The 22,972-nt window shown below is 33.6% G+C and carries 23 protein-coding genes and 2 other annotated features; of the genes, 16 read left to right on the forward strand and 7 right to left on the reverse strand.

What is annotated here, in order from left to right; all coding sequences use genetic code 11:
* Positions 1-14 precede the first annotated feature (14 nt).
* From RAH41_RS02820 to ccpA, 4 genes are all read left to right on the forward strand, one after another.
* Positions 15-962, forward strand: a complete 948-nt coding sequence (locus RAH41_RS02820; protein WP_331220467.1) for an acetamidase/formamidase family protein — start codon at positions 15-17, stop codon at positions 960-962.
* Between the two features lie 35 nt (positions 963-997).
* Positions 998-1,837, forward strand: coding sequence for an alpha/beta hydrolase (locus RAH41_RS02825; protein ID WP_331220468.1), 840 nt, complete (start codon positions 998-1,000; stop codon positions 1,835-1,837).
* Between the two features lie 176 nt (positions 1,838-2,013).
* Positions 2,014-3,084: a bifunctional 3-deoxy-7-phosphoheptulonate synthase/chorismate mutase gene (locus RAH41_RS02830; protein ID WP_056473486.1), complete on the forward strand. Its 1,071-nt coding sequence runs from the start codon at positions 2,014-2,016 to the stop codon at positions 3,082-3,084.
* A gap of 259 nt (positions 3,085-3,343) precedes the next feature.
* Positions 3,344-4,342: a catabolite control protein A gene (gene ccpA, locus RAH41_RS02835; RefSeq protein WP_331220471.1), complete on the forward strand. Its 999-nt coding sequence runs from the start codon at positions 3,344-3,346 to the stop codon at positions 4,340-4,342.
* A gap of 372 nt (positions 4,343-4,714) precedes the next feature.
* On the opposite strand, the gene RAH41_RS02840 is transcribed toward ccpA, so the two are convergent.
* Genes RAH41_RS02840 through RAH41_RS02850 form a run of 3 tightly spaced genes read right to left on the reverse strand, consistent with a single transcriptional unit; the run spans position 4,715 to position 7,196 of the window.
* Positions 4,715-5,887 carry an acetoin utilization protein AcuC gene (locus RAH41_RS02840; protein WP_331221044.1) on the reverse strand — a complete coding sequence of 391 codons (1,173 nt, stop codon included), beginning with the start codon at positions 5,885-5,887 and terminating at the stop codon, positions 4,715-4,717.
* Complete coding sequence (locus RAH41_RS02845; protein WP_331220473.1) at positions 5,887-6,528, reverse strand: acetoin utilization AcuB family protein; 642 nt, start codon at positions 6,526-6,528, stop codon at positions 5,887-5,889. The genes RAH41_RS02840 and RAH41_RS02845 overlap by 1 nt, the downstream gene beginning before the upstream one ends.
* 35 nt (positions 6,529-6,563) lie before the next feature.
* Positions 6,564-7,196 (reverse strand): GNAT family N-acetyltransferase, encoded by a 633-nt coding sequence (locus RAH41_RS02850; protein WP_091023612.1) that lies wholly within the window; start codon positions 7,194-7,196, stop codon positions 6,564-6,566.
* Between the two features lie 180 nt (positions 7,197-7,376).
* Here RAH41_RS02850 and acsA point away from each other — a divergent pair, with 180 nt between their 5' ends.
* Positions 7,377-9,095, forward strand: coding sequence for an acetate--CoA ligase (gene acsA / locus RAH41_RS02855; protein WP_331220478.1), 1,719 nt, complete (start codon positions 7,377-7,379; stop codon positions 9,093-9,095).
* A gap of 47 nt (positions 9,096-9,142) precedes the next feature.
* Here acsA and RAH41_RS02860 read toward each other — a convergent pair whose 3' ends face one another.
* Entirely contained in the window at positions 9,143-9,868 is a 726-nt protein-coding gene (locus RAH41_RS02860; protein WP_331220481.1) for a TPM domain-containing protein, read from the reverse strand.
* On the reverse strand, positions 9,865-10,440 hold the full coding sequence (locus RAH41_RS02865) for a LemA family protein (protein WP_331220483.1): 576 nt from the start codon (positions 10,438-10,440) through the stop codon (positions 9,865-9,867). The genes RAH41_RS02860 and RAH41_RS02865 overlap by 4 nt, the downstream gene beginning before the upstream one ends.
* Before the next feature lie 187 nt (positions 10,441-10,627).
* Positions 10,628-10,859 (forward strand) — a binding site (T-box leader).
* A gap of 66 nt (positions 10,860-10,925) precedes the next feature.
* Here RAH41_RS02865 and tyrS point away from each other — a divergent pair.
* The 6 genes from tyrS (at position 10,926) to RAH41_RS02895 (ending at position 15,905) form a co-directional block, all read left to right on the forward strand.
* Positions 10,926-12,182: a tyrosine--tRNA ligase gene (gene tyrS / locus RAH41_RS02870; protein ID WP_331220486.1), complete on the forward strand. Its 1,257-nt coding sequence runs from the start codon at positions 10,926-10,928 to the stop codon at positions 12,180-12,182.
* A gap of 4 nt (positions 12,183-12,186) precedes the next feature.
* Positions 12,187-12,429: a binding site (T-box leader), on the forward strand.
* Positions 12,430-12,566: 137 nt separating this feature from the next.
* Positions 12,567-13,028, forward strand: a complete 462-nt coding sequence (locus tag RAH41_RS02875; protein WP_331220488.1) for a GNAT family N-acetyltransferase — start codon at positions 12,567-12,569, stop codon at positions 13,026-13,028.
* A gap of 19 nt (positions 13,029-13,047) precedes the next feature.
* Complete coding sequence (nhaC, locus tag RAH41_RS02880; protein WP_331220490.1) at positions 13,048-14,427, forward strand: Na+/H+ antiporter NhaC; 1,380 nt, start codon at positions 13,048-13,050, stop codon at positions 14,425-14,427.
* Positions 14,428-14,485: 58 nt separating this feature from the next.
* A complete protein-coding gene (locus RAH41_RS02885) occupies positions 14,486-14,620 on the forward strand; it encodes a hypothetical protein (protein ID WP_088013475.1) in 135 nt (44 codons plus the stop codon).
* A gap of 200 nt (positions 14,621-14,820) precedes the next feature.
* On the forward strand, positions 14,821-15,402 hold the full coding sequence (locus RAH41_RS02890) for a YdcF family protein (RefSeq protein WP_331220495.1): 582 nt from the start codon (positions 14,821-14,823) through the stop codon (positions 15,400-15,402).
* Positions 15,403-15,533: 131 nt separating this feature from the next.
* Complete coding sequence (locus RAH41_RS02895) at positions 15,534-15,905, forward strand: hypothetical protein (RefSeq protein WP_331220497.1); 372 nt, start codon at positions 15,534-15,536, stop codon at positions 15,903-15,905.
* A 142-nt stretch (positions 15,906-16,047) separates the two neighbouring features.
* Here RAH41_RS02895 and rpsD read toward each other — a convergent pair whose 3' ends face one another.
* On the reverse strand, positions 16,048-16,650 hold the full coding sequence (gene rpsD, locus RAH41_RS02900) for a 30S ribosomal protein S4 (protein ID WP_331220499.1): 603 nt from the start codon (positions 16,648-16,650) through the stop codon (positions 16,048-16,050).
* Between the two features lie 287 nt (positions 16,651-16,937).
* Positions 16,938-17,426 (reverse strand): GAF domain-containing protein, encoded by a 489-nt coding sequence (locus RAH41_RS02905; protein WP_331220501.1) that lies wholly within the window; start codon positions 17,424-17,426, stop codon positions 16,938-16,940.
* Between the two features lie 146 nt (positions 17,427-17,572).
* Between RAH41_RS02905 and refZ the strand changes: the two genes are divergently transcribed.
* The 5 genes from refZ (at position 17,573) to RAH41_RS02930 (ending at position 22,947) form a co-directional block, all read left to right on the forward strand.
* Entirely contained in the window at positions 17,573-18,220 is a 648-nt protein-coding gene (gene refZ / locus RAH41_RS02910; protein ID WP_331220503.1) for a forespore capture DNA-binding protein RefZ, read from the forward strand.
* Positions 18,221-18,482: 262 nt separating this feature from the next.
* Entirely contained in the window at positions 18,483-20,201 is a 1,719-nt protein-coding gene (gene ezrA / locus RAH41_RS02915) for a septation ring formation regulator EzrA (protein WP_331220505.1), read from the forward strand.
* A 78-nt stretch (positions 20,202-20,279) separates the two neighbouring features.
* On the forward strand, positions 20,280-21,422 hold the full coding sequence (locus tag RAH41_RS02920; RefSeq protein WP_331220506.1) for a cysteine desulfurase family protein: 1,143 nt from the start codon (positions 20,280-20,282) through the stop codon (positions 21,420-21,422).
* A gap of 4 nt (positions 21,423-21,426) precedes the next feature.
* Positions 21,427-22,656: a tRNA uracil 4-sulfurtransferase ThiI gene (thiI, locus tag RAH41_RS02925; RefSeq protein WP_331220508.1), complete on the forward strand. Its 1,230-nt coding sequence runs from the start codon at positions 21,427-21,429 to the stop codon at positions 22,654-22,656.
* 81 nt (positions 22,657-22,737) lie between these two features.
* The gene (locus RAH41_RS02930) at positions 22,738-22,947 is read left to right on the forward strand and encodes an alpha/beta-type small acid-soluble spore protein (RefSeq protein ID WP_331220510.1); all 210 of its coding nucleotides are present in this window, start codon (positions 22,738-22,740) and stop codon (positions 22,945-22,947) included.
* Positions 22,948-22,972: the final 25 nt, after the last annotated feature.

Here is a 22,972-nt window from a genome sequence, read left to right on the forward strand (position 1 = left end):
AAGAAGGAATAAATATGCCAGAAACATATAAATTTAAGACATCAAATCAGCATTTGCATGCATCTTTTAGTAACGTATATGAACCAATTCAACTTATTCGTTCTGGTGATTCGATTGAATTTGATACGATTGATATCGGGTGGGGATATTCGCATCAAAATGGAGAAAGAGTAAGATTCAAGTCAAGGGAAAAGGAAGAAAAATGGGGTCATCCTATGATTGGTCCAATCTTTGTAGAAGGTGCTAAACCGGGGATGACACTTGAAATTAAAATAAACGAATTAAAAGCTGGTTGGTATGGCTGGAATTGTGCAGGTGGTAATAAGAATTGGCAAAATAACGCATTAGGTATTTCAGAAGAACTAGAAGTGACATTAAATTGGTTAATCAATGAAAAAAACAATACAGCGAAGACTAAAATCAGAGATAAGGAAGTTTCAGTACCTGTCGCTCCATTTTTAGGAGTCCTAGGTACAGCTCCTTCTGAATCAGGTGTTCATTCGACTATACCACCGAGATATTGTGGGGGAAATATAGACTGTAAAGAGTTAGTAGAAGGTAGTACTTTGTATTTACCTATAGCTGTTGAAGGAGCACTTTTTTCTGCAGGTGATGGACACGCTGCACAAGGAGATGGGGAAGTATCGGGTCAAGCGATCGAATCTCCTTTTGATAAAGTGAATCTAACTCTTACAGTAAAAGAGGACATGCAAATTAATATGCCACGAGCTAACACACCAGTAGGGTGGCTTACTTTTGGTTTTGACGAAGATTTAAATATAGCAACTAAAACTGCATTAAATGGCATGGTCGAGTTAATTCAAGAGCTATATGCTATTGAAAAAACAGAAGCCGTTGCTTTAGCTAGTGTTTGTGTTGATTTGAGAATAACTCAAATTGTTAACCATGTTAAAGGTGTCCATGCTGTTTTGCCTCATAATATTAATATCTCTTCAATTTAAAAAATGAATAGATTTGTAAAAAGGAGGGTCACAATTTGCCGTTTTGTACTATAAATAATGTTGATTTAAACTATGAAATAATGGGAGAAGGAAAACCAATCGTTATGATTCATGGGTTTACCCCAGACTCTAGGTTAATGCAAGGTTGCATGGAACCGATTTTTACAAAGAAAAGCGGTTATAAAAGGATTTACTTTGACCTTCCAGGTATGGGTAAAACTAAGGGTGGAACAAACATTAATACGACAGATGATATGCTGAATATCGTCTTAAAATTTATTGATACGATCATTCCGGGTCAATCATTTTTATTAGCCGGAGAATCTTACGGAGGATATTTAGCACGAGGAATAATTGCAAATAGACCTGAAAAAGTTAAAGGTGCTGCATTTATTTGCCCAGTGATCATTCCACAATTAGAGAAAAGGTCGTTACCAAACCATACCGTAATAGTCGAAGATAAAACTTTTTTAAATCAATTAAATGAACTTGAAGAAACTGAATTTCGTTCAAATAACGTAGTTTTAGATGAAAAAACTTGGGTTCGTTATAAAGATGAAATTGTAAGTGGATGTTCAATCGCTGATCAAGAAATTTTATCTAAAATAAGGAATAACTACGGATTTTCATTTGAAATAGATAAAATTAAGTATAAAAAACCTAGTCTATTTTTATTAGGATTACAAGACTCGGTCGTTGGATTTAAAGACGCATTTACTATTCTTGAAAATTTTCCAAGAGCATCATTTGCAATTTTAGACAAAGCTGGCCATAATCTTCAAATAGAACAAGAGCACTTATTCAACTCGCTTGTCAATGAATGGTTAGACAGAGTATTAGAAGATGAAGAAGGACATACTATTACTTTAGTTTAAATGGAAGAGTTACTAAGCTAACTCTTCTTTTTATTTGGTCATTAACGACCCCCAACGAGAAAACAAAATATTCACTAAAAAAACATTTTTTTAAAATAATGCTCAAGTTTTGATTAGCTTTCAATAAAGTGTCATAATAACAAATGAGATATTGGTATTTGCAAGGAGGATTTAATTTGACTAAAAATGATTTAGAACAACTTAGAATTGAAATAGACGAGATTAATCATCAAATATTTGAGTTACTAAATAAAAGAGGCGAAATCGCAAAGAAAATTGGAATAGCAAAAATTGATCAAGGTGTAAAACGTTATGACCCAGTTAGAGAACGTAAAATGCTAGATCATATTGCCGAAATCAATGAAGGTCCTTTTAGTACGGCTACCCTCCAACATATTTTTAAAGAAATTTTTAAAAGCAGCTTAGAGCTACAAGAGGAAGACGATAAAAAAGTTCTCCTTGTTTCAAGAAAAAGAAAATCAGAAAACACAATCGTCAATGTAAATGGCGTTAATATTGGCGATGGAAGCCCAATTATTATTGCAGGTCCATGTGCAGTCGAGAGCTATGAACAAGTTGATTCAGTTGCGAAAGTGTTAAAGGAACAAGGAATAAAAATTATGCGTGGTGGTGCATTTAAACCACGTACTTCTCCTTATGACTTCCAAGGACTAGGTGAAGAGGGATTAAAGATTTTAAAAGAGGTTGGCCAAAACCATGGGTTAGCAATTATTAGTGAAATAGTAAGCCCAGAACATATTGAAATGGCATTAGATTATGTTGATATCATTCAAATCGGCGCAAGAAATATGCAGAACTTTGAATTATTAAAAGCAGCAGGTTCTGTAAATAAACCAATCTTATTAAAACGAGGTTTATCAGCGACAATCGAAGAATTCATTTATGCAGCTGAATATATCATGTCAGAAGGTAATCAAGAAATTATTTTATGTGAACGTGGCATAAGAACTTATGAAAAAGCTACGAGAAATACATTAGATATAACAGCTGTTCCAATTTTAAAACAAGAAACACATTTACCAGTATTAGTAGATGTTACACATTCGACAGGTAGAAGAGACTTACTAATACCTGCAGCAAAAGCGGGACTAGCAATTGGAGCTGATGGTATTATGGCAGAGGTTCATCCTGATCCTGCTACTGCTTTAAGTGACTCATCTCAGCAAATGAATTTTGATCAATTTGACCAATTTATGTCTGAAGTTAATTCTTTCATAAATCGATAATCAACATATAAGCGCTGGCTGAAGAAAATCAGTCGGCGCTTTTTGAATAATTTGTGAACGTTTGTTTTAAATTAGCAATATATCGTGATAAACTACGAATAATTTACATTTTTTTCTAATAGGTGTATTGAACGAATATTCGTTTCACTATAAGATAGAATGAAGCACTATTTTTGTGGAATATTACGTTTTATGACTATTTTACCTAAATAAAAAACAAACTACATAATAGATAGAATAAAATAGAGGAGTGATGAAAATGACGGTTACGATTTATGATGTAGCACGTGAAGCAAACGTTTCCATGGCTACAGTTTCACGAGTAGTTAATGGTAATCCAAATGTTAAGCCTACTACACGAAAAAAAGTAAACGAAGCGATCAGCCGTTTAGGATATAGACCAAATGCTGTAGCAAGAGGACTAGCAAGTAAAAAAACAACAACAGTTGGTGTAATTATTCCAGACATTTCAAATACTTTTTATGCAGAACTAGCACGTGGTATTGAAGATATTGCAACAATGTATAAATACAATATTATCTTAAGTAACTCGGATGAGAATATTGAGAAAGAAATAACATTAATAAATAATATGTTAGCAAAACAAGTTGACGGAATTTTATTTATTGGTGGAACAATTACGGATATTCATCAAGAAGAGTATGAAAAGGCTGGTGTTCCAATCGTATTAGCAACTACATATGATGAAGCTAATAAAATCCCTTCAGTGAATATCGACTATGCTCAGGCGGCATTTGATGCAGTAGATTACTTAATTAAAAAAGGTCACCAAAAGGTAGCATTCGTAAACGGACCTACTGAAACGAATATTATCGGATTAAGTAAGTTAGAAGGATATAAACGTGCTTTACAAGAAAATGGTATCGAATTCGATGAAGAGTTAGTAACTTATGGTGATAATACGTATGAATCAGGTAGTGAAGCTTTTGAAGCTTTCCATGAGCGTAATATTATTCCAAGCGCCATTTTCGTAGCATCTGATGAAATGGCGATTGGTGTTATCCACAGTGCCCAAGACCATGGAATATTAGTACCGAATAACCTTGAGGTTTTTGGATTTGATAATACAAGGCTGGCATTAATGGTGCGTCCAAAATTATCATCTGTTGCTCAACCAATGTATGATATTGGTGCTGTTGCAATGAGATTATTAACGAAGTATATGAATAAAGAGACAGTGGAAGATCATACAGTCATTCTTCCGCATCATCTTCAAATTAGACAATCAACAAAATAAATGATGAAAAAGTTTAGAATTTTAGTGATTCTAGGCTTTTTTTGTTGTTTAGGGAGTGCAAATAAACAATAGAATGTTGCAAATAAAGTTTAAAAAGTGCAATTAAAATCTGAGAACCGCAATTAAATTTGATAAATCTACAATTAAAATGATCGTAATCACAAATAAGATAATATTTTACCTATACTGGTTGGGGGATAAAGAGCTAATTTCCTACAATAATAGGTTCCTTTTTTAAGGAAAACTGGTAAATTAACCGGAAAGCTATCTAAAAATGAACCATTATTGAATTGAAGTTTACTTTTTCAAGATCAAAAATTACCCAAAATTAAAAAACGCCGTCGAGTTACCCTCTCAGGCGGCGTGTAGTATTCAAATAAAAGGCTTCTTTTGCTGAATATGTAATGGCTCAAGTGCTCGGTATAAGATTTGTTCGTTATATTCCTCTATTTCCTTTTTTCTTGGAATAGGCTTTACGATAGATGGATTGTCTGTCCACGTTGTAGGTAACTTAACATTAGAAATTTTCTGCCATTTTTCTAGCCAACTATTCGGTATTAGGTTAGTAGTTGGTTGTTGATTTGTCATAGCTAGCCATACTTGTGACCAAGCCCTTGGTACTACTCTCCAGTAATCGTATCCTCCTCCAGCAACTGCAATCCATTTGCCATCGCAATATTTATGAGCGATTTCGTGTGCGATTTTTGGGATTTCCTCGAATGTTTTCATTGTCGTGCAAAGATGAGTTAATGGATCGTAACAATGCGAATCAGAGCCATTTTGGGTGAGAATTACGTCTGGTTTGAAGTATTGAGCTATATCATTTATTGCTTTTTTATAGCTTAATAGAAATGATTCATCCTCGGTGAATGCATCGATTGGAATGTTAAATGAGTATCCTAAACCATTCCCTTGTCCTCTTTCGGTTACAGCACCTGTACCGGGAAATAGATATCTACCAGTTTCATGGATTGAGAGTGTACAAACAGTCGGATCATCATAAAATGCCCATTGAACTCCGTCACCATGGTGCGCGTCCGTATCTACATATAACACCTTTAAACCATATTTTTGTTGAATATATTTTATAGCGATTGCACAGTCATTATAAATACAAAAACCAGAAGCTTTTCGTTTAAAGCCGTGATGTAGTCCACCACCTAAATTAAAAGCATGATTGGATTTACCTTCTAAAACGGCATCTACAGCAGTTAAGGTGCCACCAACAATTAGTGAACTGGCCTCGTGCATATTTTTAAAAATGGGTGTATCTTCAGTTCCAAGTCCAAATTGTTCAGCAATATTTGCACTAACTGGTTCGTAGCTTGCTTTTTTAACTTGTTCGATAAATTGTAAATCATGAAAAAGGAGTAGCTCGTCATCTGTTGCCAATCTTGGTGGGATAATATCAGCATCGTTTAATAGATTACTAGATGTTAATAGTTCATAAACTAATTGGGAGCGAATCGGATTAAATGGATGTTTTTCATTAAATTGATAGGCATGGTACTCTTCGCTATATACTAAGTATGCATCCTTTTTCATCATGATTCACTCGCTTCATTTGGCCAAAGAATTTTATATCCTTCAGTTTTTAAGGTTTGAATAATCGAAAGTGGATTCATCGTTTGAATTCGAAATACAAGAACCTTATGATCCACTTCTTTTGCAGGGTAAACAAGGACACTTACAATATTAATGTTTTCTTTTGAAAATACGTTAACAACGTCACTTAAAATGCCTGGATGATCATGGACTAAAATTTCTATTTGTGAGCTTGGTTGATATGCTCCTGTTAAAGTTACTAGAGTGTGTAATACATCAATTTCAGTGATAAGTCCTATTAATTTTCCGCTAGATACGACAGGTAGACAGCCTATTTTATATTGATAGAAATAAGTTGCTACTTCTTCAACAAAGTCAATCGGACTGCAAGTAATGACATTAGTAGTCATAATTTTTTCAACTGGAACCTCCAGAACAGATGAAAATGCTTCAGGAAATAATGTTGAAGGTAAAGCATCGCGTACATCTCGATCAGAAATGATCCCAACCACTTGAGCATCTTCATTTATGATTGGAATATGGCGTACCTCACCTGTTCGAAAAATGGTTACTGCATCACCGATTGTATTTTCTTTTTTTAAAGTAATGTTTGAACTGCGCATAATATCTTGAATAAGCATTATTTTGAATCCTACCTTTCGAGATTAAAGTTCAATTAGTACATATATCTTTGTAAAAAGCGTAGTGCGTCAAATGCTTGAATTTCTTCAGTTGTTACTCGTTTTCCCATTCTTACCATTAAACAATTTGCTGGATGGGAACAGATTTCAGGATCATCAGTTGCAAATTGGATGAGTCCACCGGCATTCATCATTTTTTCCATCATTTTCCGATATTCCCAGACATTTAAACCAGTACCTTTTAAATCCCAATGCCAATAATACTCTGTTGTGATAATGATATAGTCTTCCATTGCATCATCTAGCATTGAGAGAATTAACATATTTTTAGCAACTGAAAAACCTCGGAATTCAGGTATTACCTCAATTGCTCCAAGCTCGATTAAATTTTCTAGAGTTGTTTTTGACCATCTTTCAAGTGGGTCTGGATATAAATAAGTTACGTAGCCAACTATTGTTTGATCAAGTCTAGCAATAATAATTCTAGCTTCAGGTAGACTAGCAATTTCAACAATTGCTTTATGTTGCTGTGCTGGTTGTCTAAAAGATGTTAAATTTTCATGAAAATGATATGTTTCAAGTAAGGCAGATTCGACTGGTCCCTCTATAATTAATTCACCATGCACAGTTTGGATTGTTTTTGAAAAATATTTTTTTGGGTGATCCAATATTTCTCACTCCCTTTAGAAAACACCTTTTTAATAATCATACTAAAAAATGCAAGAAAGACATACAGGAAAAAAAACAGTATGTGTCTAATACATATAAATGGGTAATTTATTAAAAATACTGAAAATTAAATCTTATCATTGTATAATGATAGTAGAGAATATCAAGGAGGGATTTATATGAAGGTGGAAGCGCTTCCTGTAAAAAACGGACAATTTAATTTAAAAAACTATGAGGAAACTTATAAAAATTTTAAGTGGGAAGATGTAGAAAAAGAGTTTTCTTGGTATACAACAAAAAAGTATAATATGGCTTTTGAAGCGATCGATCGTCATGCAAATTCTAATCAAAAAGATAAAGTTGCTTTGTATTACAAAGATGATAAACGAAATGAAAAATATACGTTTGAAGAAATGAAAATTAATTCAAATAAGGCTGCAAATGTTTTAAAACAATTCGGTGACGTTGAAAAAGGTGATCGAGTATTTATTTTCATGCCTCGTCAACCAGAGTTGTATTTTGCACTTTTAGGAGCTTTAAAATTAGGTGCTATTGTTGGACCTTTATTCGAGGCATTTATGGAAGGCGCTGTTAAAGATCGTTTAGAGGATAGTGAGGCAAAGGTATTAGTTACAACACCTGAATTATTATCACGTGTTCCAGTTAATGATCTACCTGCGTTAAAAACAATCTTCCTTGTAGGTGATAACGTTGAGGAAGGCGGTAAATTTGTAGATTTTAAGGCTCAATATAAAGAGGCGAAAACAGATTTTGAGATTACATGGTTAAATCGTCATGATGGTTTAATTTTACATTATACATCTGGGTCGACTGGAAAACCAAAAGGTGTTCTTCACGTTCAACAAGCGATGATTCAACACTATCAAACTGGTAAATGGGTGACGGATCTTCAAGAAGATGATGTATATTGGTGTACAGCGGATCCAGGTTGGGTAACTGGAACTTCTTACGGTATTTTTGGACCTTGGTTAAATGGTGCTTCTAACGTCATATTAGGAGGTCGTTTCAGTCCTGATGCTTGGTATGAAACCATTCAAGAATTCGGTGTTACGGTTTGGTATAGTGCTCCGACAGCATTCCGTATGCTTATGGGTTCAGGGGAAGACATTCTTAAGAAATATGATTTAAGTTCGCTTCGACATATTTTAAGTGTTGGTGAGCCTTTAAATCCAGAGGTAGTTCGTTGGGGAGCAAAAGTATTTAATTTGCGAATCCATGATAATTGGTGGATGACAGAAACTGGCGCTTCATTAATTTGTAACTATCCATGTATGCCAATTCGCCCAGGTTCAATGGGTAAACCATTCCCTGGAATAAAGGCAGCAATTGTTGATAATAACGGTAATGAAGTTGCTCCATATACGATGGGAAATCTAGCAATTAAAAAGGGTTGGCCATCAATGATGAACACAATTTGGAATAATGAAGCAAAATTCCAATCCTATTTCTTAAATGATGAGTGGTATGTTTCAGGTGATTCAGCTTATATGGATGAGGATGGATATTTCTGGTTCCAAGGTCGAGTAGACGACGTCATTATGACTTCTGGTGAGAGAGTAGGTCCATTTGAAGTAGAAAGTAAGCTTGTCGAGCATCCTGCGATTGCAGAAGCTGGTGTAATCGGTATACCGGATCCTGTAAGAGGTGAGATTATTAAAGCATTTGTTGCGCTAAGAGATGGTTATGTTGCTTCAGATGAATTGAAAGAAGAAATCCGTAACTTTGTAAAACTAGGACTAGCAGCTCATGCGGCACCTAGACAAATCGAATTCCGTGATAAATTACCAAAAACTCGAAGCGGAAAAATTATGCGAAGAGTATTAAAAGCATGGGAGTTAGACCTTCCAACTGGTGATTTATCAACGATGGAAGATTAATTAAAAAAGAAAACCATTGGAAAAAAATCCAATGGTTTTTTGTTAGTCTAAAATTTTCGATCGGCGCCACCGCCACCGGAGCTTCCTCCGCCACCACCTCTTGGGCCACCGCCACCTGAGGAGTTTAATAGCGCAGGTAATAAATTCAAAATGAAATAAGTAAGTACACCATTAAAGAAAATCATATCAATGATGATCATCGCGATTACAATCGCAATGATGATGAATACTTTTAAATTATCCCATAAATTACTTGTTTTAGAATGACCAGTTTGTTCAGAGCCATTTAAAATAACATTATATAGTGATTTATATGTGTTTGTTATCGCAAGAGATTCTTCACCTTTTTTCAAATATGGAATAGCGCTCTGGTCCAAAATGTTACCAGATCTAATATCTGTTACAACTCCTTCTAATCCATATCCTACTTCGATTCTGATTTGTCTGTCTTTTTTAGCATATAACAAAAGAACACCATTATTTTTCTCTTTATTACCTAAACCATATGTTCGAAATGCTGTATTAGCATATTCTTTAATATCGTTTCCTTCGAGACTTGGTATTGTTAATACCGCAAGTTGAGCAGAGGTAGTGTCTTCTAACTTTCTCCCTAATTGAATTAGAGTTTGTGTATCTTCTCTGTTAAGAACATTTGCATAATCTTGTACATATATGTCTCCTACTTGAGAAGGGACTTTAATTTCAGCATTTGCTCCTGTAGCAAATGAAAGAAGAAATCCTATTAAGAATATTGATGAGAGAAATTTTCTCATTTATTACCATCGCCACTAAAGTCAACCTCAGGTGTAGCTTTATCTTTTTCAGATACTTCAAAGTAATCTTTCTTCTCGAATCCAAAAGGTCGAGCTACTAGCACACCCGGGAATTTTTTAATTTTTTGGTTGTATACAGTTACTGCATCATTATAATCTTTACGAGCAATAGCTAATCGGTTTTCAGTTCCTTCTAGGCTATCCATTAATGCTTGGAAATTTTGATTTGATTTTAAATCAGGATAGTTTTCTACGACAACTAAAAGACGACTAAGCGCCCCAGACAACTCTGCATCAGCTTTACTTTTATCGGCAGTCGTTTGAGCACCAGCTAATTTTGCGCGTGCATCCGTTACTGAAGCAATCACATCTTTTTCTTGTTTAGCATATCCTTTTACTGTATTTACTAAGTTTGGTATTAAATCTGAACGACGTTTTAGTTGATTATCAACTTGCGACATTTTATTTGTTACATTTTCTTCCTGAGTCACAAAGCTATTATAGCTACCGACGCCCATAAAGATTAGAATGACTACAATAATTAAAGCAATCCATATTCCTTTATTCTTCAAGAAAAAACACTCCATTTCCAAAATATGTATTTTTAAAGATGTTAGTAATAATATTTAACCATATTATTTGATTTAAAGCATTTTTATTCAAATATTGAATGACAATTTAAATTAAATTAATAAAAATTTAATTATCTATTTGACTTAAACGTTTTATTTGTGATATAAATGTTTCATAACATTTTAATAGTGAGCGTTGAAAGGCTTAGTAGTGTGAATGGTATTGGATCAGAGAGCTAATGGTTGGTGAGAATTAGCACAGACATTGACATGAATTACACCCTGGAGCATTCTTTTTCGAAATTTGTTTTATGCAAATTAGGATTAGAACGGTTAACAACCGTTAATTGTATGAGAGGTAGCTAGTTTTATTAGCTACAACTAGGGTGGTACCGCGATTTTAATTATTCGTCCCTACTGTTTATCAGTAGGGACTTTTTATTTTGTTTAAACGACGTATAGAGCATAGAAGGGGTGGACTGAAAATGGAAAATATCTTACAAGATTTAGAATTTCGTGGATTAATTAATCAAATGACAGATGAAGAAGGTCTACAAAAAATATTAAGCGAAGAATCTGTTTCATTATATTGTGGTTTCGACCCAACTGGTGATAGCTTACACATTGGTCACTTATTACCAGTGTTAATGTTAAAAAGATTTCAAGTTGCAGGTCATAAACCGATTGGTTTAGTAGGTGGAGCAACTGGAATGATCGGTGATCCAAGTGGTAAGAAGGCAGAACGTACGTTAAATACTGCTGATACAGTAAAAATGTTCAGTGAACGAATTCGTACACAATTATTACCATTTTTAAACTTCGAAGGTGAAAATGCTGCTAAAGTAGTTAATAACTTTGATTGGACAGGCGAATTAGATGTTATTACTTTCTTACGTGACATCGGTAAAAACTTCGGATTAAATTACATGCTAGCTAAAGATTCAGTTGCATCACGATTAGAAGCAGGTATTTCATTTACTGAATTCAGTTACATGATTTTACAATCATATGATTTCTTAAAATTATACCAAGACCATAACTGTAAATTACAAATTGGTGGTAGTGACCAATGGGGTAATATTACAGCAGGTATGGAACTAATCCGTAAGACAGAAGAAGATTCAAAAGCTTTTGGTCTTACAGTACCTTTAGTAACAAAAGCTGATGGTTCTAAATTTGGTAAAACAGAAGGCGGAGCAGTTTGGTTAGACCCTGAAAAAACAACTCCATACGAATTCTACCAATTCTGGATTAATACAGATGACCGTGATGTAGTTAAATACTTGAAATACTTTACTTTCTTAACGAAAGAGGAAATTTTAGAGCTTGAGAAACAATTTAATGAAGCACCAGAACAACGTATTGCTCAAAAAGCATTAGCTGCTGAAGTAACGAAACTTGTTCATGGTGAAGCGGCTCTTGATCAAGCAATTAAGATTACAGAAGCATTATTTAGTGGATCTGTAAAAGAATTAACGGCTGCTGAAATCAAACAAGGTTTTAAAGACGTACCTTCATTCAATTTAAGTGAAGCAGAAAAAGGATTAGTAGACTTACTAGTTGAAGCAAAAATTTCTCCATCAAAACGTCAAGCACGTGAAGATGTACAAAACGGTGCGGTTTATGTAAATGGAGATCGTATACAAGACGTTGCAACTGTGTTAACTAAACAAGATGCAATTGAAGAGCAATTTATTATTATCCGTCGTGGTAAGAAGAAATACCACTTGGTTACATTATAATATCGAACAAACAGTGAACGAAAAAGCAGTAGTTTGGTTGGGAGTAGTCTAGAGAGCGAGTGGTTGGTGAAAACTCGTCTACACAATCAAATGAATTACATTTCGTGAGTTTTCTTTTCGAAGTTAGTTGTACTAATGGAGGGAAGAACGTAAATCTACGTTACAGATTCGAGTGATAAGGATTTTTACTAGTAATCGTATTTATTCTTATAACTAGGGTGGTAACGCGATCGAGGTCGTCCCTACTTTAATAGGGGGGGGCCTCGATTTTTTATTGCACTTTAATAGGCATAAGTTGGCAGCGATGATCCTTGCTCGACGTAGTAGCTAAAAGGCTCGTTAATCAACGTGTTTTCTTTATCTTTTTTTGAAAGGGTTAAAATTATGGAGATATTTGCAACGAGAGATTACCGAATATTGGCAAAACTTAATGAAGATGTACAAAATTTACATGCTGAATTGTTGCCAGAATTTTTTAAGGTTCACAATCTAGCGGAGATAACTGAGTTTTTCAAGAGTGTAGTAGATAAACCAGATCATCATTTTTTCGTAGTTAAAGATATTGAAGATTTGATCGGATATGCTTGGATTGAAATAAAACATATACCTGAAGGACCGATTAAAAAAGCTTTTCGGTTAGGTTATGTTCATCAAATAAGTATTAAAGAAGAAAAAAGAAATAAAGGATACGGTTCATTTTTAATCCATAAAATTGCTTCATTTGCTCGTGAAAATCATCTTTCTAGAATTGAACTAGATTATTGGATCGACAATAAATATGCAAGAAGCTTTTATGAGAAACTTGGGTTCATAAAGTTTCGTGAACACGTATATTTGGATATATAAATAAGGGAGAGTATATAAAATGAAAAATATTGAATTAGGTGCGTTAATCGCACTGTTTGCAGTGATTATGTCTTGTTGTCTAGTTATATTAAAATCGGATCCACAAATTCCACTTTTATTATGTGTTGTTTGTTTAGCAGTTTTTGGACTTTTTAAAGGATATAAATGGGAACAGATTGAAAATGGTATGAAAAAGGGAATTCAAAATGGTTTGTCACCTACATTAATCTTAATGATGATCGGTCTATTAATCGGTTCTTGGATGCTAAGTGGTACAGTACCTACATTATTATTTTACGGAATATCTGTTCTTTCAGCTAAATGGTTTGCGATCAGTGCCATTTTTATTACAATCATTGTTGCTAGTTTCACAGGTAGCACTTTTACAACTATCGCTACAGTTGGTGTAGCGTTAATGGGTATCGCACATATTATGGGGATTCCACCAGCAATTGCAGCAGGTGCGATTATTAGTGGAGCTTGTTTTGGTGATAAGATGTCACCAATTTCAGATACAACAAATTTCGTTCCAAGTATTTTAGGAATAAAAGTTAATGAGCATATTCGACACATGGCATATACAACAATACCAGCATTAATTGTTACAGTTATTTTATTCTTAATCATCGGAATGGGCCATGGAAATACAGATATGTCGCAAGTTACACAAATGAAAAAAGCAATTTCATCTAGCTTTGAAGTGAATCCGTTATTATTAATCCCTTGTTTAATTGTTTTTATTATGGCATTCAGAGGTTTTTCAACTTTACCAACGATGTCTGCTGGTATTGTTAGCTCATTAGTTTTAGCATTTTTCATTCAAAAGGATATTACGCTTGCAAAAGTGTTTACAACATTACAAAATGGATTCCAAACGGATACAGGAAATGAAATGCTTAATTCGATTGTTAACCGAGGAGGATTACAATCGATGATGTGGTCCGTGTCATTAATATTTATTGCACTTGCTTTAGGCGGATTATTACAAGAGTTACGTGTATTCGAGACATTAATACAGTCATTATCTAATTTAAAACGTAAAGGGAATATCATTATTGCAAGTACATTATCTGCAATGAGTGTAAATCTTTTAACAGGTGAACAATACTTATCAATTCTACTTCCTGGGCAATTATTAAAGGATGTATTTATTAAAAAAAATATTCCACTTAAAAACTTATCACGTGCGTTAGAGGATGGTGGAACCTTATTTAATCCAATTATTCCTTGGAGTGTAAGTGGAGCATTTTTTGCTTCAACATTAGGAGTACCTGTTATTGATTACTTACCGTTTTCATTCGTATTATTTATTACACCATTATTCAGTATGTTAGCCGCTTTAATGGGTAAAGGATTAGAAGTTGAAAATAATGGTGAAAGTTCAAGAAAAGTCGCATAAACAAATTGTTTCTACGTAAACTAGTTTTTGTACGAACTGGTTAATGGAGGGAAAGAAAATGAGTCATGCAGCAGGTGGTTCAAAGAAAAATCGTCCAAGTGATGCAAATCATGTAGATGCAAAAACGAAAGCACATCAAAAAAGGCTTTCGAAGGATCAACATAATCCAATGGGCGAAAAGTATCCTAGATAATTGAATAAATAATTTTAAATCAATCCTTTATATGAAAGAAATGACATCCATTTCTTTTCATATAGGGGATTTTTTATTTGCAACCTATTTTTATGAGGAAAAGTGTTAAACATTTGTGGAATATTCCGAATTTTAGTGAATTCCACTTAATTATTCGTTAAAATAAAATTTAAAGTAATTTTACTTAAGGAGAAAAGGGAATGAGCTTTTTTAAAATAATTACATATACAATTATTATTGGGATATTAAGTTATGTTTTCTGCATCGTTTTTATTGGTGTAAATAGCTTTTTACAATATCAGCATAAAGTACCTAAAAACGCTGATTATGTTATTGTGCTAGGTGCTGGTCTGAAAAAGGATAAGCCAACTAGAGCTTTACGTTTTCGAATTGAAACAGCAGCTAAATATGCTAAGGAAAATAAAAGTGCAAAAATTATTGTCTCAGGTGGAAAAGGAAACGATGAATTGATATCAGAGGCTGAATGTATGAAGGTAGAATTAATCAAATTAGGAATTGAAGAAGATCGAATTGTGAAAGAAGATTTATCAACAAATACATATGAGAATATGAAATTCTCCAAAAAACTTATTAACAAAGATCAAGCTCTAGGCGTCGTTGTTTCAAATGATTATCATTTATTTAGATCTTTAAAATTAGCTAAAAAACAAGGATTAAATGTAGTAGGTCTTCCTGCAAAAACACCAAAAGTAATCATACCAACAGCATACTTTAGAGAATGTTTATCTATTTTAAAAGCAGCTTACTATAAACAAATTTAGTTTTAGGTAATCTATCATTTTTATTAAAACTATTCTTTAATTTGTACCAATGTCCGTTTCATTTCTACTGATTGAAACATTTTATATTATATGGATTTGCTTGTCCAAATAATATGAAAGGAGTGACGTTGATGTCGTCAAAATTTTTATCAACTGGCGTTTTAAGAAGACATTCAGATACTCAATTTTTAACAGTTGAAGCAGTTAATCTTGATCCAGAGGACGCTCGTTCTGTGAGTGTATTAATGTTTGACTGGTCAAGTGGTTCACCAGTGATTCTTCCTATGGTTGACCCATCTTCAGTAACAATTCCACCAAATCAATATAGAACATTTAGATCTTTCCAACTTCCAGCAACTTTATTCGCTTATGAAGTAAGAATTCTTCATCCGAAAGATCGTGATGTTGTAGTAAATGTATTTGGACTTAGTGACATTGCATTTGATCCTCAAGAAGGTAATAATGCAATGCAACATGACTTAGCGGTAGTGAAATTAAAATAATATAAAAGGTTATTTTAATCCACCCCTCATTTCCGCATAAGTAGCCCTTCGAGTAAAGTCGAGGGCTTTTTTTTGATTGAAATCAAAAAAAACCACAATCAATTGATTGTGGTTTTTCATCGCTTTCTATGAAGCGATATAATTAACGGTTGTAGAATTCAACGATAAGAGCTTCGTTGATTTCAGCTGGTAATTCAGAACGCTCTGGTAAGCGGTTGAAAGTACCTTCTAATTTGTCAGCGTTGAAAGTGATGTACTCAGGTACAAAGTTGTTAACTTCAACAGCTTCTTTAACTACAGCTAAGTTTTGTGATTTTTCACGTAAGCTGATAGTTTGGCCAATTTTCACACGGAAAGAAGGGATGTCTACACGTTTGCCATCAACTAAGATATGACCGTGGTTAACTAATTGACGAGCAGCACGACGAGTACGAGCAAGACCCATACGGTAAACTACGTTGTCTAAACGAGTTTCTAATAAGATCATGAAGTTTTCACCATGTTTACCAGTTAATTTACCAGCGATATCAAAAGTGCGACGGAATTGACGCTCATTAACACCGTACATGTGACGTAATTTTTGTTTTTCAGTTAATTGTAAACCGTATTCTGATAATTTTTTACGTTGGTTAGGTCCGTGTTGACCTGGTGCGTAAGGGCGTTTTTCTAATTCTTTACCTGTTCCGCTTAATGAAATGCCTAAACGGCGAGATAATTTCCAAGTAGATCCTGTATAACGAGACATTGAGTGTCTCCTCCTTTAGTTTTTATTTTGGAGTAAAATAAAAACGTTCGTGTAGCCCCAAGTCTTGTTTATTTTGCTTTCATGTATCCTCGCTCCAGCAGCCAGAGTTACGCGATGACACCTCTTAAACAGTAGAGGAACAAAATAAATATCAAGCCTGTGCTTACAACGCTGCGTTATTTTACACAAAAAATATTATAACCAGATAGTATAAAATAGTCAAGGCCAGTTTTGTTTTAGCATTTTATAAAAAGAAAATAAAGAATTTCTTTTTGAATCAAATTTTCTTATCTAATTGTTTCTTCAATTAAATTTACGATTGCTTGAAGATATTTTTGATCCGTTTCATCAAAACGATTGAAATCTGGACTATCGATATCTAATACACCAATTACTTCACCGTTATGCATCAAAGGAATAACAATCTCTGAATTCGATGCAGCGTCACAAGCGATGTGGCCAGGGAAATCGTGAACATTATCGATTCTTTGAACTGTTTTTGTTTGAGCAGATGTCCCGCAAACTCCCTTGCCGTATGGTATACGAACACACGCAGGAAGACCTACAAATGGGCCTAAAACTAATTCATTTCGATCTCCATCTTTTAAATAAAATCCAACCCAATTTATTTGGTGCAAAAACTGATTTAATAAGGCAGATGTGTTTGCTAAATTAGCAATTAGGTTATGTTCGCCATCTATTAAAGCTTTAACTTGTGCTGTTAGCGTATTATATTGTTGTTCTTTTGTGCCTGAATATTCGACTTTTTGAAACATTTGTAGACCCCTTTCCCTATATCATGTGAAATATCATAGCATATTTCGAAAGATTACTGGTAATTTTGTCGACCGATTTGTAGAGGAAATTATCATCATTTCGCTAATTAATAAAGGAATTGAAGTTGTAAAAGAGGGTGACGAGTATGGAGCAAGATAAACTTGCAACAAAGAAGAAAGTCATCGAGACAGCGCTTACGTTATTTAAAATTAATGGATACCATGGTACTTCAGTAAGGGATATTTCTAAAAAGGCAAATGTAAATATTGCGACGATTTCATATTATTTTAAAGGTAAACAAGGTTTACTTGAACATATCATAGTAGATTTTTTGGAAGGATACGTGGAAATCTTAGATAAACATAGTTTGTCATTGTATGATAAAAACGCAAATTTAATTTTAATGAACCTTGTTGATGAAGTACTTAATTATTACTTTTTAAAGAAGGAATATGCTTCAATTTTTTACAGAGAGCTGACAATTGACTCTGTCTTTATTCGTGAAATTATGATGACTTATTTAGCAAGAGAGCGTTATACTTTTACTCAAATTTATGATGCTGTTCGTATTTCGAATGCGAAACTAACAATGCCATTTTCAGTCTTTTTTGTTCAATTAAAATCCTTCCTTTCAACACCGTACTTATTTCCAGGCTATTTAAATGAAGTATTGTATATACAGCAAAATGATCTGTATTTTTTTGAGAGATATAAAGAATATGTAGAAAAGTGGATCGAATCACTATTCGATAAGGATGAGAGACTAGTTAGTCGAGTAGAACTTTCATCCTAAAAGTTCGCCTTTTTCATTGTGAAAAATTACAATGAAAAGGCGTTTTTCGTTGTTTAAAAATCTGAAATTTCTACAAGCTTTTACAGTATTTATTATAGTTTGATAAAAATATGAAAAAATTGAAAAAATTAAGCCAAAAATCAACTTTATCATGTTATTATTAACTATGACCTAAATTAGAGCGATTTATTAATTCAAAAAATAACGTACAAATAAATATAAATAGATTCAGATGGCAGTAAAAGGAGGTACATCAGGGAAAATGACAATGACATTCTATGTAATTTTAGTCGTAATAGCTATTGTTATCGCATTAATGATTGTAGCCTTAACAATTCGACAACGTTTATTCAAAAAACTCGATGAACTTGAAGCGTGGAGAATGCAGTTAATGAGTAAGCCAGTTACGGATGAACTTTCAAAGCTAAAGGCCTTAAATATGACGGGCCAAACGGAAGAGCTTTTTGATAAATGGAGAACTGATTGGGATGAACTAGTTACAACTTTTTTACCGAAAGTAACTGATTCCATCTCAGTAATTGATGAGGCAATTAATAAATATCATTTCATGAAAGCTAAAGCAGGAATTAGTGAAATTGAAGGAAACCTTACTGAAGCAGAGGCAAGCATCGAAAACATTCTAAATGAGGTAAGCGACCTAGTAGGAAGTGAAGAACAAAATAATTCGGATATTGAAATATTAAACCAAGAGTACCTTGAGCAAAGAAAGCTTTTATTAACACATCGTCATTTATATTCAATATCTGAAACTCAGTTGGAACAAAAAATGGATGATATTAAACAACAAATCCAATTATTTAATGAAACAACTGAAAAAGGAAACTATTTAGAAGCAAGAGGCTTAGTAAAAGAAATTGCTGATCAAGTACATATACTGAAAACAAATATGCAAATCATTCCGGATATTTATATTGAATCTTCTACAACAATGCCTTCTCAAATACATAATTTAACAGATGGTTTGAAGCAAATGAAAGCAGAAGGATATGCGCTTGATTTTGAAGCATTAGAAAATGAAACAATCGATTGTTCTAAAATATGTATTGAATGTGTCGAATTAATTAAAAAACTAGAAATCACAGAAGCGAATGACAAGCTTGAATTTGTGAAAGCAAAAGTCGATTCAATCTATGATTTATTAGAAAAAGAAGTAGAGAGTAAATTTGTTGTAGAAAAAGAAATATGGGCTTCTCAAGAAGAAATTCAAAGTATTCGAGAAGATAATCTAAAAACAAAAGAAGAGACTCAATTAGTTCAGCAAATTTATGAATTAAGTGATGAAGATACACAAGCTCAAAAAATGGTTGAAAAGCAAGTAAGTATCATTACAAAACGCTTTGAATTATTGCAGATTCGTGTAGCAGAACAAGATCTTGCTTTTTCCGTAATAAGAGAAGAATTAGATTTACTAAAAAAGCAAATGGAAGATGTTAAAGAATCTCATTTGATGTATGTTGAAATGCTAAAAGCACTTCGTAAAGATGAATTACAAGCTCGTGATCAATTAATTGAAATGAAACGATTAATGTTAGAGGTCAAACGTCTTGTTCAAATTTCTAATTTACCTGGTATGCCAATTTCTTCTATGAAACAAATTCAAGATGCTCAAGAAAGTATGCAAATTGTTTATTTGGAATTAGAGAAAAAGCCTTTAAAAATGACGCATGTATCATTTTTACTAGAAAAAGCAACAAAAGCTGTACAGGATTGCTATAATGATACGAAATATATGATAGAACAAGGTTATTTCGTTGAAAAAGTGATACAATATGGAAATCGCTATAGAAGTACAAATGTACAAATGGCAACGTCAATGGACAAGGCAGAGCAATTATTTAGAGAATTCCAATATAATGAAGCTCTAGAAGAAGCCGCTGTTTCAATTGAAAAAGTTGAACCTGGTGCAATCGATAAATTACAAGAAATACTAAATGAACAAAAGTACACACTACCCCTATAGATGAAAATCTTAGGGGTTTCGTCTGTTTTCAGATATAATGAAAAATGGACTCAAGCAATATGGAGGTACGGAAAAAATATGATTTATTTTGATAATAGCGCGACTACTAAACCTTATAAAGAGGTTTTAGACACATATATTACTGTTTCAGACCAGTTTTTTGGAAATCCCTCTTCGATTCATAAGCTAGGTGGACGCTCAGAGCAATTACTCTCAAAAGCTAGAAACCAAATTGCAGAGCTTTTATCAGTTCTACCATCAGAGATTATCTTTACTTCAGGTGGGACAGAGGGGAATAATTTAGCAATAAAAGGAACAGCTATGATGCATCGTTCAAGAGGAAAGCATTTGATTACGACTGAAATTGAACATCCTTCAATTTATGAAGCGTATAAACAATTAGAGGAACTAGGATTTGAAGTAACCTACTTATCCCCAAGTGAAGATGGATTTATTTCTGTTGACCAATTAAAAAATGCGTTAAGAGATGATACGATATTAGTTTCTGTCATTCATGTAAATAATGAAACAGGAGCAATTCAACCGATAGCCGAAATTGGAAAATTATTAAGGGATTATCCAAAAGTATTTTTCCATGTTGACGCTGTTCAAGGGATAGGGAAAGTTCCATTAAATATTAAACAAGCTGCGATTGATTTATTATCAATTTCCGGTCACAAATTTCATAGTGTAAAAGGAACTGGAATTTTATATATTAGAGATGGTGTGACATTATCATCATTAATGACAGGTGGTTCACAGGAAAGAGAGATTCGTTCAGGAACAGAAAATCTAGCAGGAAGTGTTGCGATGGCAAAAGCGTTGAGAATCACGCTAGAAAAACAAAAAACAATGATTGATCACCTATATAATATGAGAAATGAACTTATTCAAAATTTGGAAATGATTGACGGCGCAGTTATGAACTCACCAAAATCAGATTTTGCTCCTCATATAATAAATATTTCATTTGTAGGATTAAAGCCAGAAGTAATTGTACATGCTCTATCTGAAGAAAATGTTTTTATATCTACAAAATCGGCATGTTCTTCTAAAACTTTCGAGATAAGCCGAGTATTACAAAGTATGGGTAAGAGTGAAAAAGTAGCAAGTAGTGCTGTCAGAATAAGTCTTTCTTATGAAAATACAATGAGTGAAGTAATGCAGTTTAACAAAATAATTAAAGAAGTAATTAAAAATTTATATAAAGTAATGGGGTAACAGCATGAATGTTGAATATATTTTAATTCGTTATGGAGAAATGACTACAAAAGGAAAAAATCGAGGCCGATTTACAAGTATATTAAGAGAAAATGTTCGAAATCGATTAAAAGCTTTTGAAAAAATTAAAATCACAGCAACGCGTGATCGTATGTATATAAAATTAAATGGTGAAGACCATGAGAAGGTTGCTGCCAATCTTAAAGAAGTTTTCGGGATTCATACGTTTAGTTATGCTAGAAAAGTTGATACTGAATTAGATGCAATTAAAAAAGGTGCTCTTGAGGCTATTAAAGAGCTTGGTGATAGTGTTAAAACGTTTAAAGTGAACGTACAACGTAGTTATAAACAATTCCCATTAAACACGCCACAGTTAAATCGCGAGCTAGGTGGGTATATTCTTCAAAATACAGAACACTTAACTGTAGATGTTCATCAGCCAGATGTAGCTGTACGAGTAGAAGTGCGTGATGATGCTACTTATATTACTTGTGGAGAAGAATACGGTGCAGGTGGCTATCCAGTTGGAGTTGGCGGAAAAGTTATGTTATTACTTTCTGGAGGAATCGATAGTCCGGTAGCAGCGTACATGTTGTTAAAACGAGGGGTGTCAATAGAAGCCATTCATTTTGAAAGTCCCCCATTTACGAGTGATCGTGCAAAACAAAAAGTAATGGATTTAGCAAGTAAACTAACTAGATATTGTAGACGAGTGACTTTACATGTTATACCATTTACTGAAATTCAAAAAGCAATTCATAAAGAGATGCCTGCAAGCTATACAATGACAATTATGAGACGCGTGATGCTTAGAATTGCTGAGCAAGTTTCTGTTAATCGTAAAGCACTTGCATTAGCAACTGGAGAAAGCTTAGGACAAGTGGCAAGCCAAACATTGGAAAGTATGCATACAATCAATGAAGTAACGAATTATCCAGTTTTAAGACCACTATTGGCTATGGATAAATTAGAGATTATGGATATTGCTAAAAAAATTGATACGTATGATATCAGTATTAGACCTTATGAGGATTGCTGTACAATCTTTACTCCAGCTAATCCAACTACAAAACCAAAACGTGATAAGGTGGCTCGTTACGAGAGTCGTTTTGACTTTACTGAACTAATAAATGAAGCTGTTGTTAATAGAGAATCAATCATTTTTGAGAACGAAATGATTCGAAATCAATCGTCAACAAAAGAAGAAGAAATCGATATCGACGCACTTTTATAAAATTACTAAAAATTACCAGTCGAAATATGAATGAAGATCTGTGTTTTGTCACACTCTATACTCACAAGGAGGTGACAACACATGTCAAATAGAAATAATTCAGGTAGCAATCAATTATTAGTTGATGGTGCTCAAAATGCTTTAGACCAAATGAAGTATGAAATCGCTACAGAATTTGGTGTAAACCTTGGTCCAGATTCAACTTCACGTGCGAATGGTTCTGTTGGTGGTGAAATCACAAAGCGTTTAGTACAAATGGCTGAACAAAGCCTTGGTGGATTTTCTCGATAATCAATTTAAATAATTATGGATTAAG

The sequence above is a fragment of the Gottfriedia acidiceleris genome, assembly GCF_036421055.1.
In the GTDB taxonomy this organism is placed as follows: domain Bacteria; phylum Bacillota; class Bacilli; order Bacillales; family Bacillaceae_G; genus Gottfriedia; species Gottfriedia acidiceleris_C.

What these genes read in the sequence shown, in the direction of transcription:
- RAH41_RS02820 (WP_331220467.1), top strand. Translation starts at nt 15, where the DNA reads ATGCCAGAAACATATAAATTTAAGACATCAAATCAGCATTTGCATGCA.
- ccpA (WP_331220471.1), top strand. Translation starts at nt 3,344, where the DNA reads ATGACGGTTACGATTTATGATGTAGCACGTGAAGCAAACGTTTCCATG.
- RAH41_RS02840 (WP_331221044.1), bottom strand. Translation starts at nt 5,887, where the DNA reads ATGAAAAAGGATGCATACTTAGTATATAGCGAAGAGTACCATGCCTAT.
- RAH41_RS02845 (WP_331220473.1), bottom strand. Translation starts at nt 6,528, where the DNA reads ATGCTTATTCAAGATATTATGCGCAGTTCAAACATTACTTTAAAAAAA.
- acsA (WP_331220478.1), top strand. Translation starts at nt 7,377, where the DNA reads ATGAAGGTGGAAGCGCTTCCTGTAAAAAACGGACAATTTAATTTAAAA.
- RAH41_RS02860 (WP_331220481.1), bottom strand. Translation starts at nt 9,868, where the DNA reads ATGAGAAAATTTCTCTCATCAATATTCTTAATAGGATTTCTTCTTTCA.
- tyrS (WP_331220486.1), top strand. Translation starts at nt 10,926, where the DNA reads ATGGAAAATATCTTACAAGATTTAGAATTTCGTGGATTAATTAATCAA.
- RAH41_RS02875 (WP_331220488.1), top strand. Translation starts at nt 12,567, where the DNA reads ATGGAGATATTTGCAACGAGAGATTACCGAATATTGGCAAAACTTAAT.
- nhaC (WP_331220490.1), top strand. Translation starts at nt 13,048, where the DNA reads ATGAAAAATATTGAATTAGGTGCGTTAATCGCACTGTTTGCAGTGATT.
- RAH41_RS02885 (WP_088013475.1), top strand. Translation starts at nt 14,486, where the DNA reads ATGAGTCATGCAGCAGGTGGTTCAAAGAAAAATCGTCCAAGTGATGCA.
- RAH41_RS02890 (WP_331220495.1), top strand. Translation starts at nt 14,821, where the DNA reads ATGAGCTTTTTTAAAATAATTACATATACAATTATTATTGGGATATTA.
- RAH41_RS02895 (WP_331220497.1), top strand. Translation starts at nt 15,534, where the DNA reads ATGTCGTCAAAATTTTTATCAACTGGCGTTTTAAGAAGACATTCAGAT.
- rpsD (WP_331220499.1), bottom strand. Translation starts at nt 16,650, where the DNA reads ATGTCTCGTTATACAGGATCTACTTGGAAATTATCTCGCCGTTTAGGC.
- RAH41_RS02905 (WP_331220501.1), bottom strand. Translation starts at nt 17,426, where the DNA reads ATGTTTCAAAAAGTCGAATATTCAGGCACAAAAGAACAACAATATAAT.
- refZ (WP_331220503.1), top strand. Translation starts at nt 17,573, where the DNA reads ATGGAGCAAGATAAACTTGCAACAAAGAAGAAAGTCATCGAGACAGCG.
- ezrA (WP_331220505.1), top strand. Translation starts at nt 18,483, where the DNA reads ATGACAATGACATTCTATGTAATTTTAGTCGTAATAGCTATTGTTATC.
- RAH41_RS02920 (WP_331220506.1), top strand. Translation starts at nt 20,280, where the DNA reads ATGATTTATTTTGATAATAGCGCGACTACTAAACCTTATAAAGAGGTT.
- thiI (WP_331220508.1), top strand. Translation starts at nt 21,427, where the DNA reads ATGAATGTTGAATATATTTTAATTCGTTATGGAGAAATGACTACAAAA.
- RAH41_RS02930 (WP_331220510.1), top strand. Translation starts at nt 22,738, where the DNA reads ATGTCAAATAGAAATAATTCAGGTAGCAATCAATTATTAGTTGATGGT.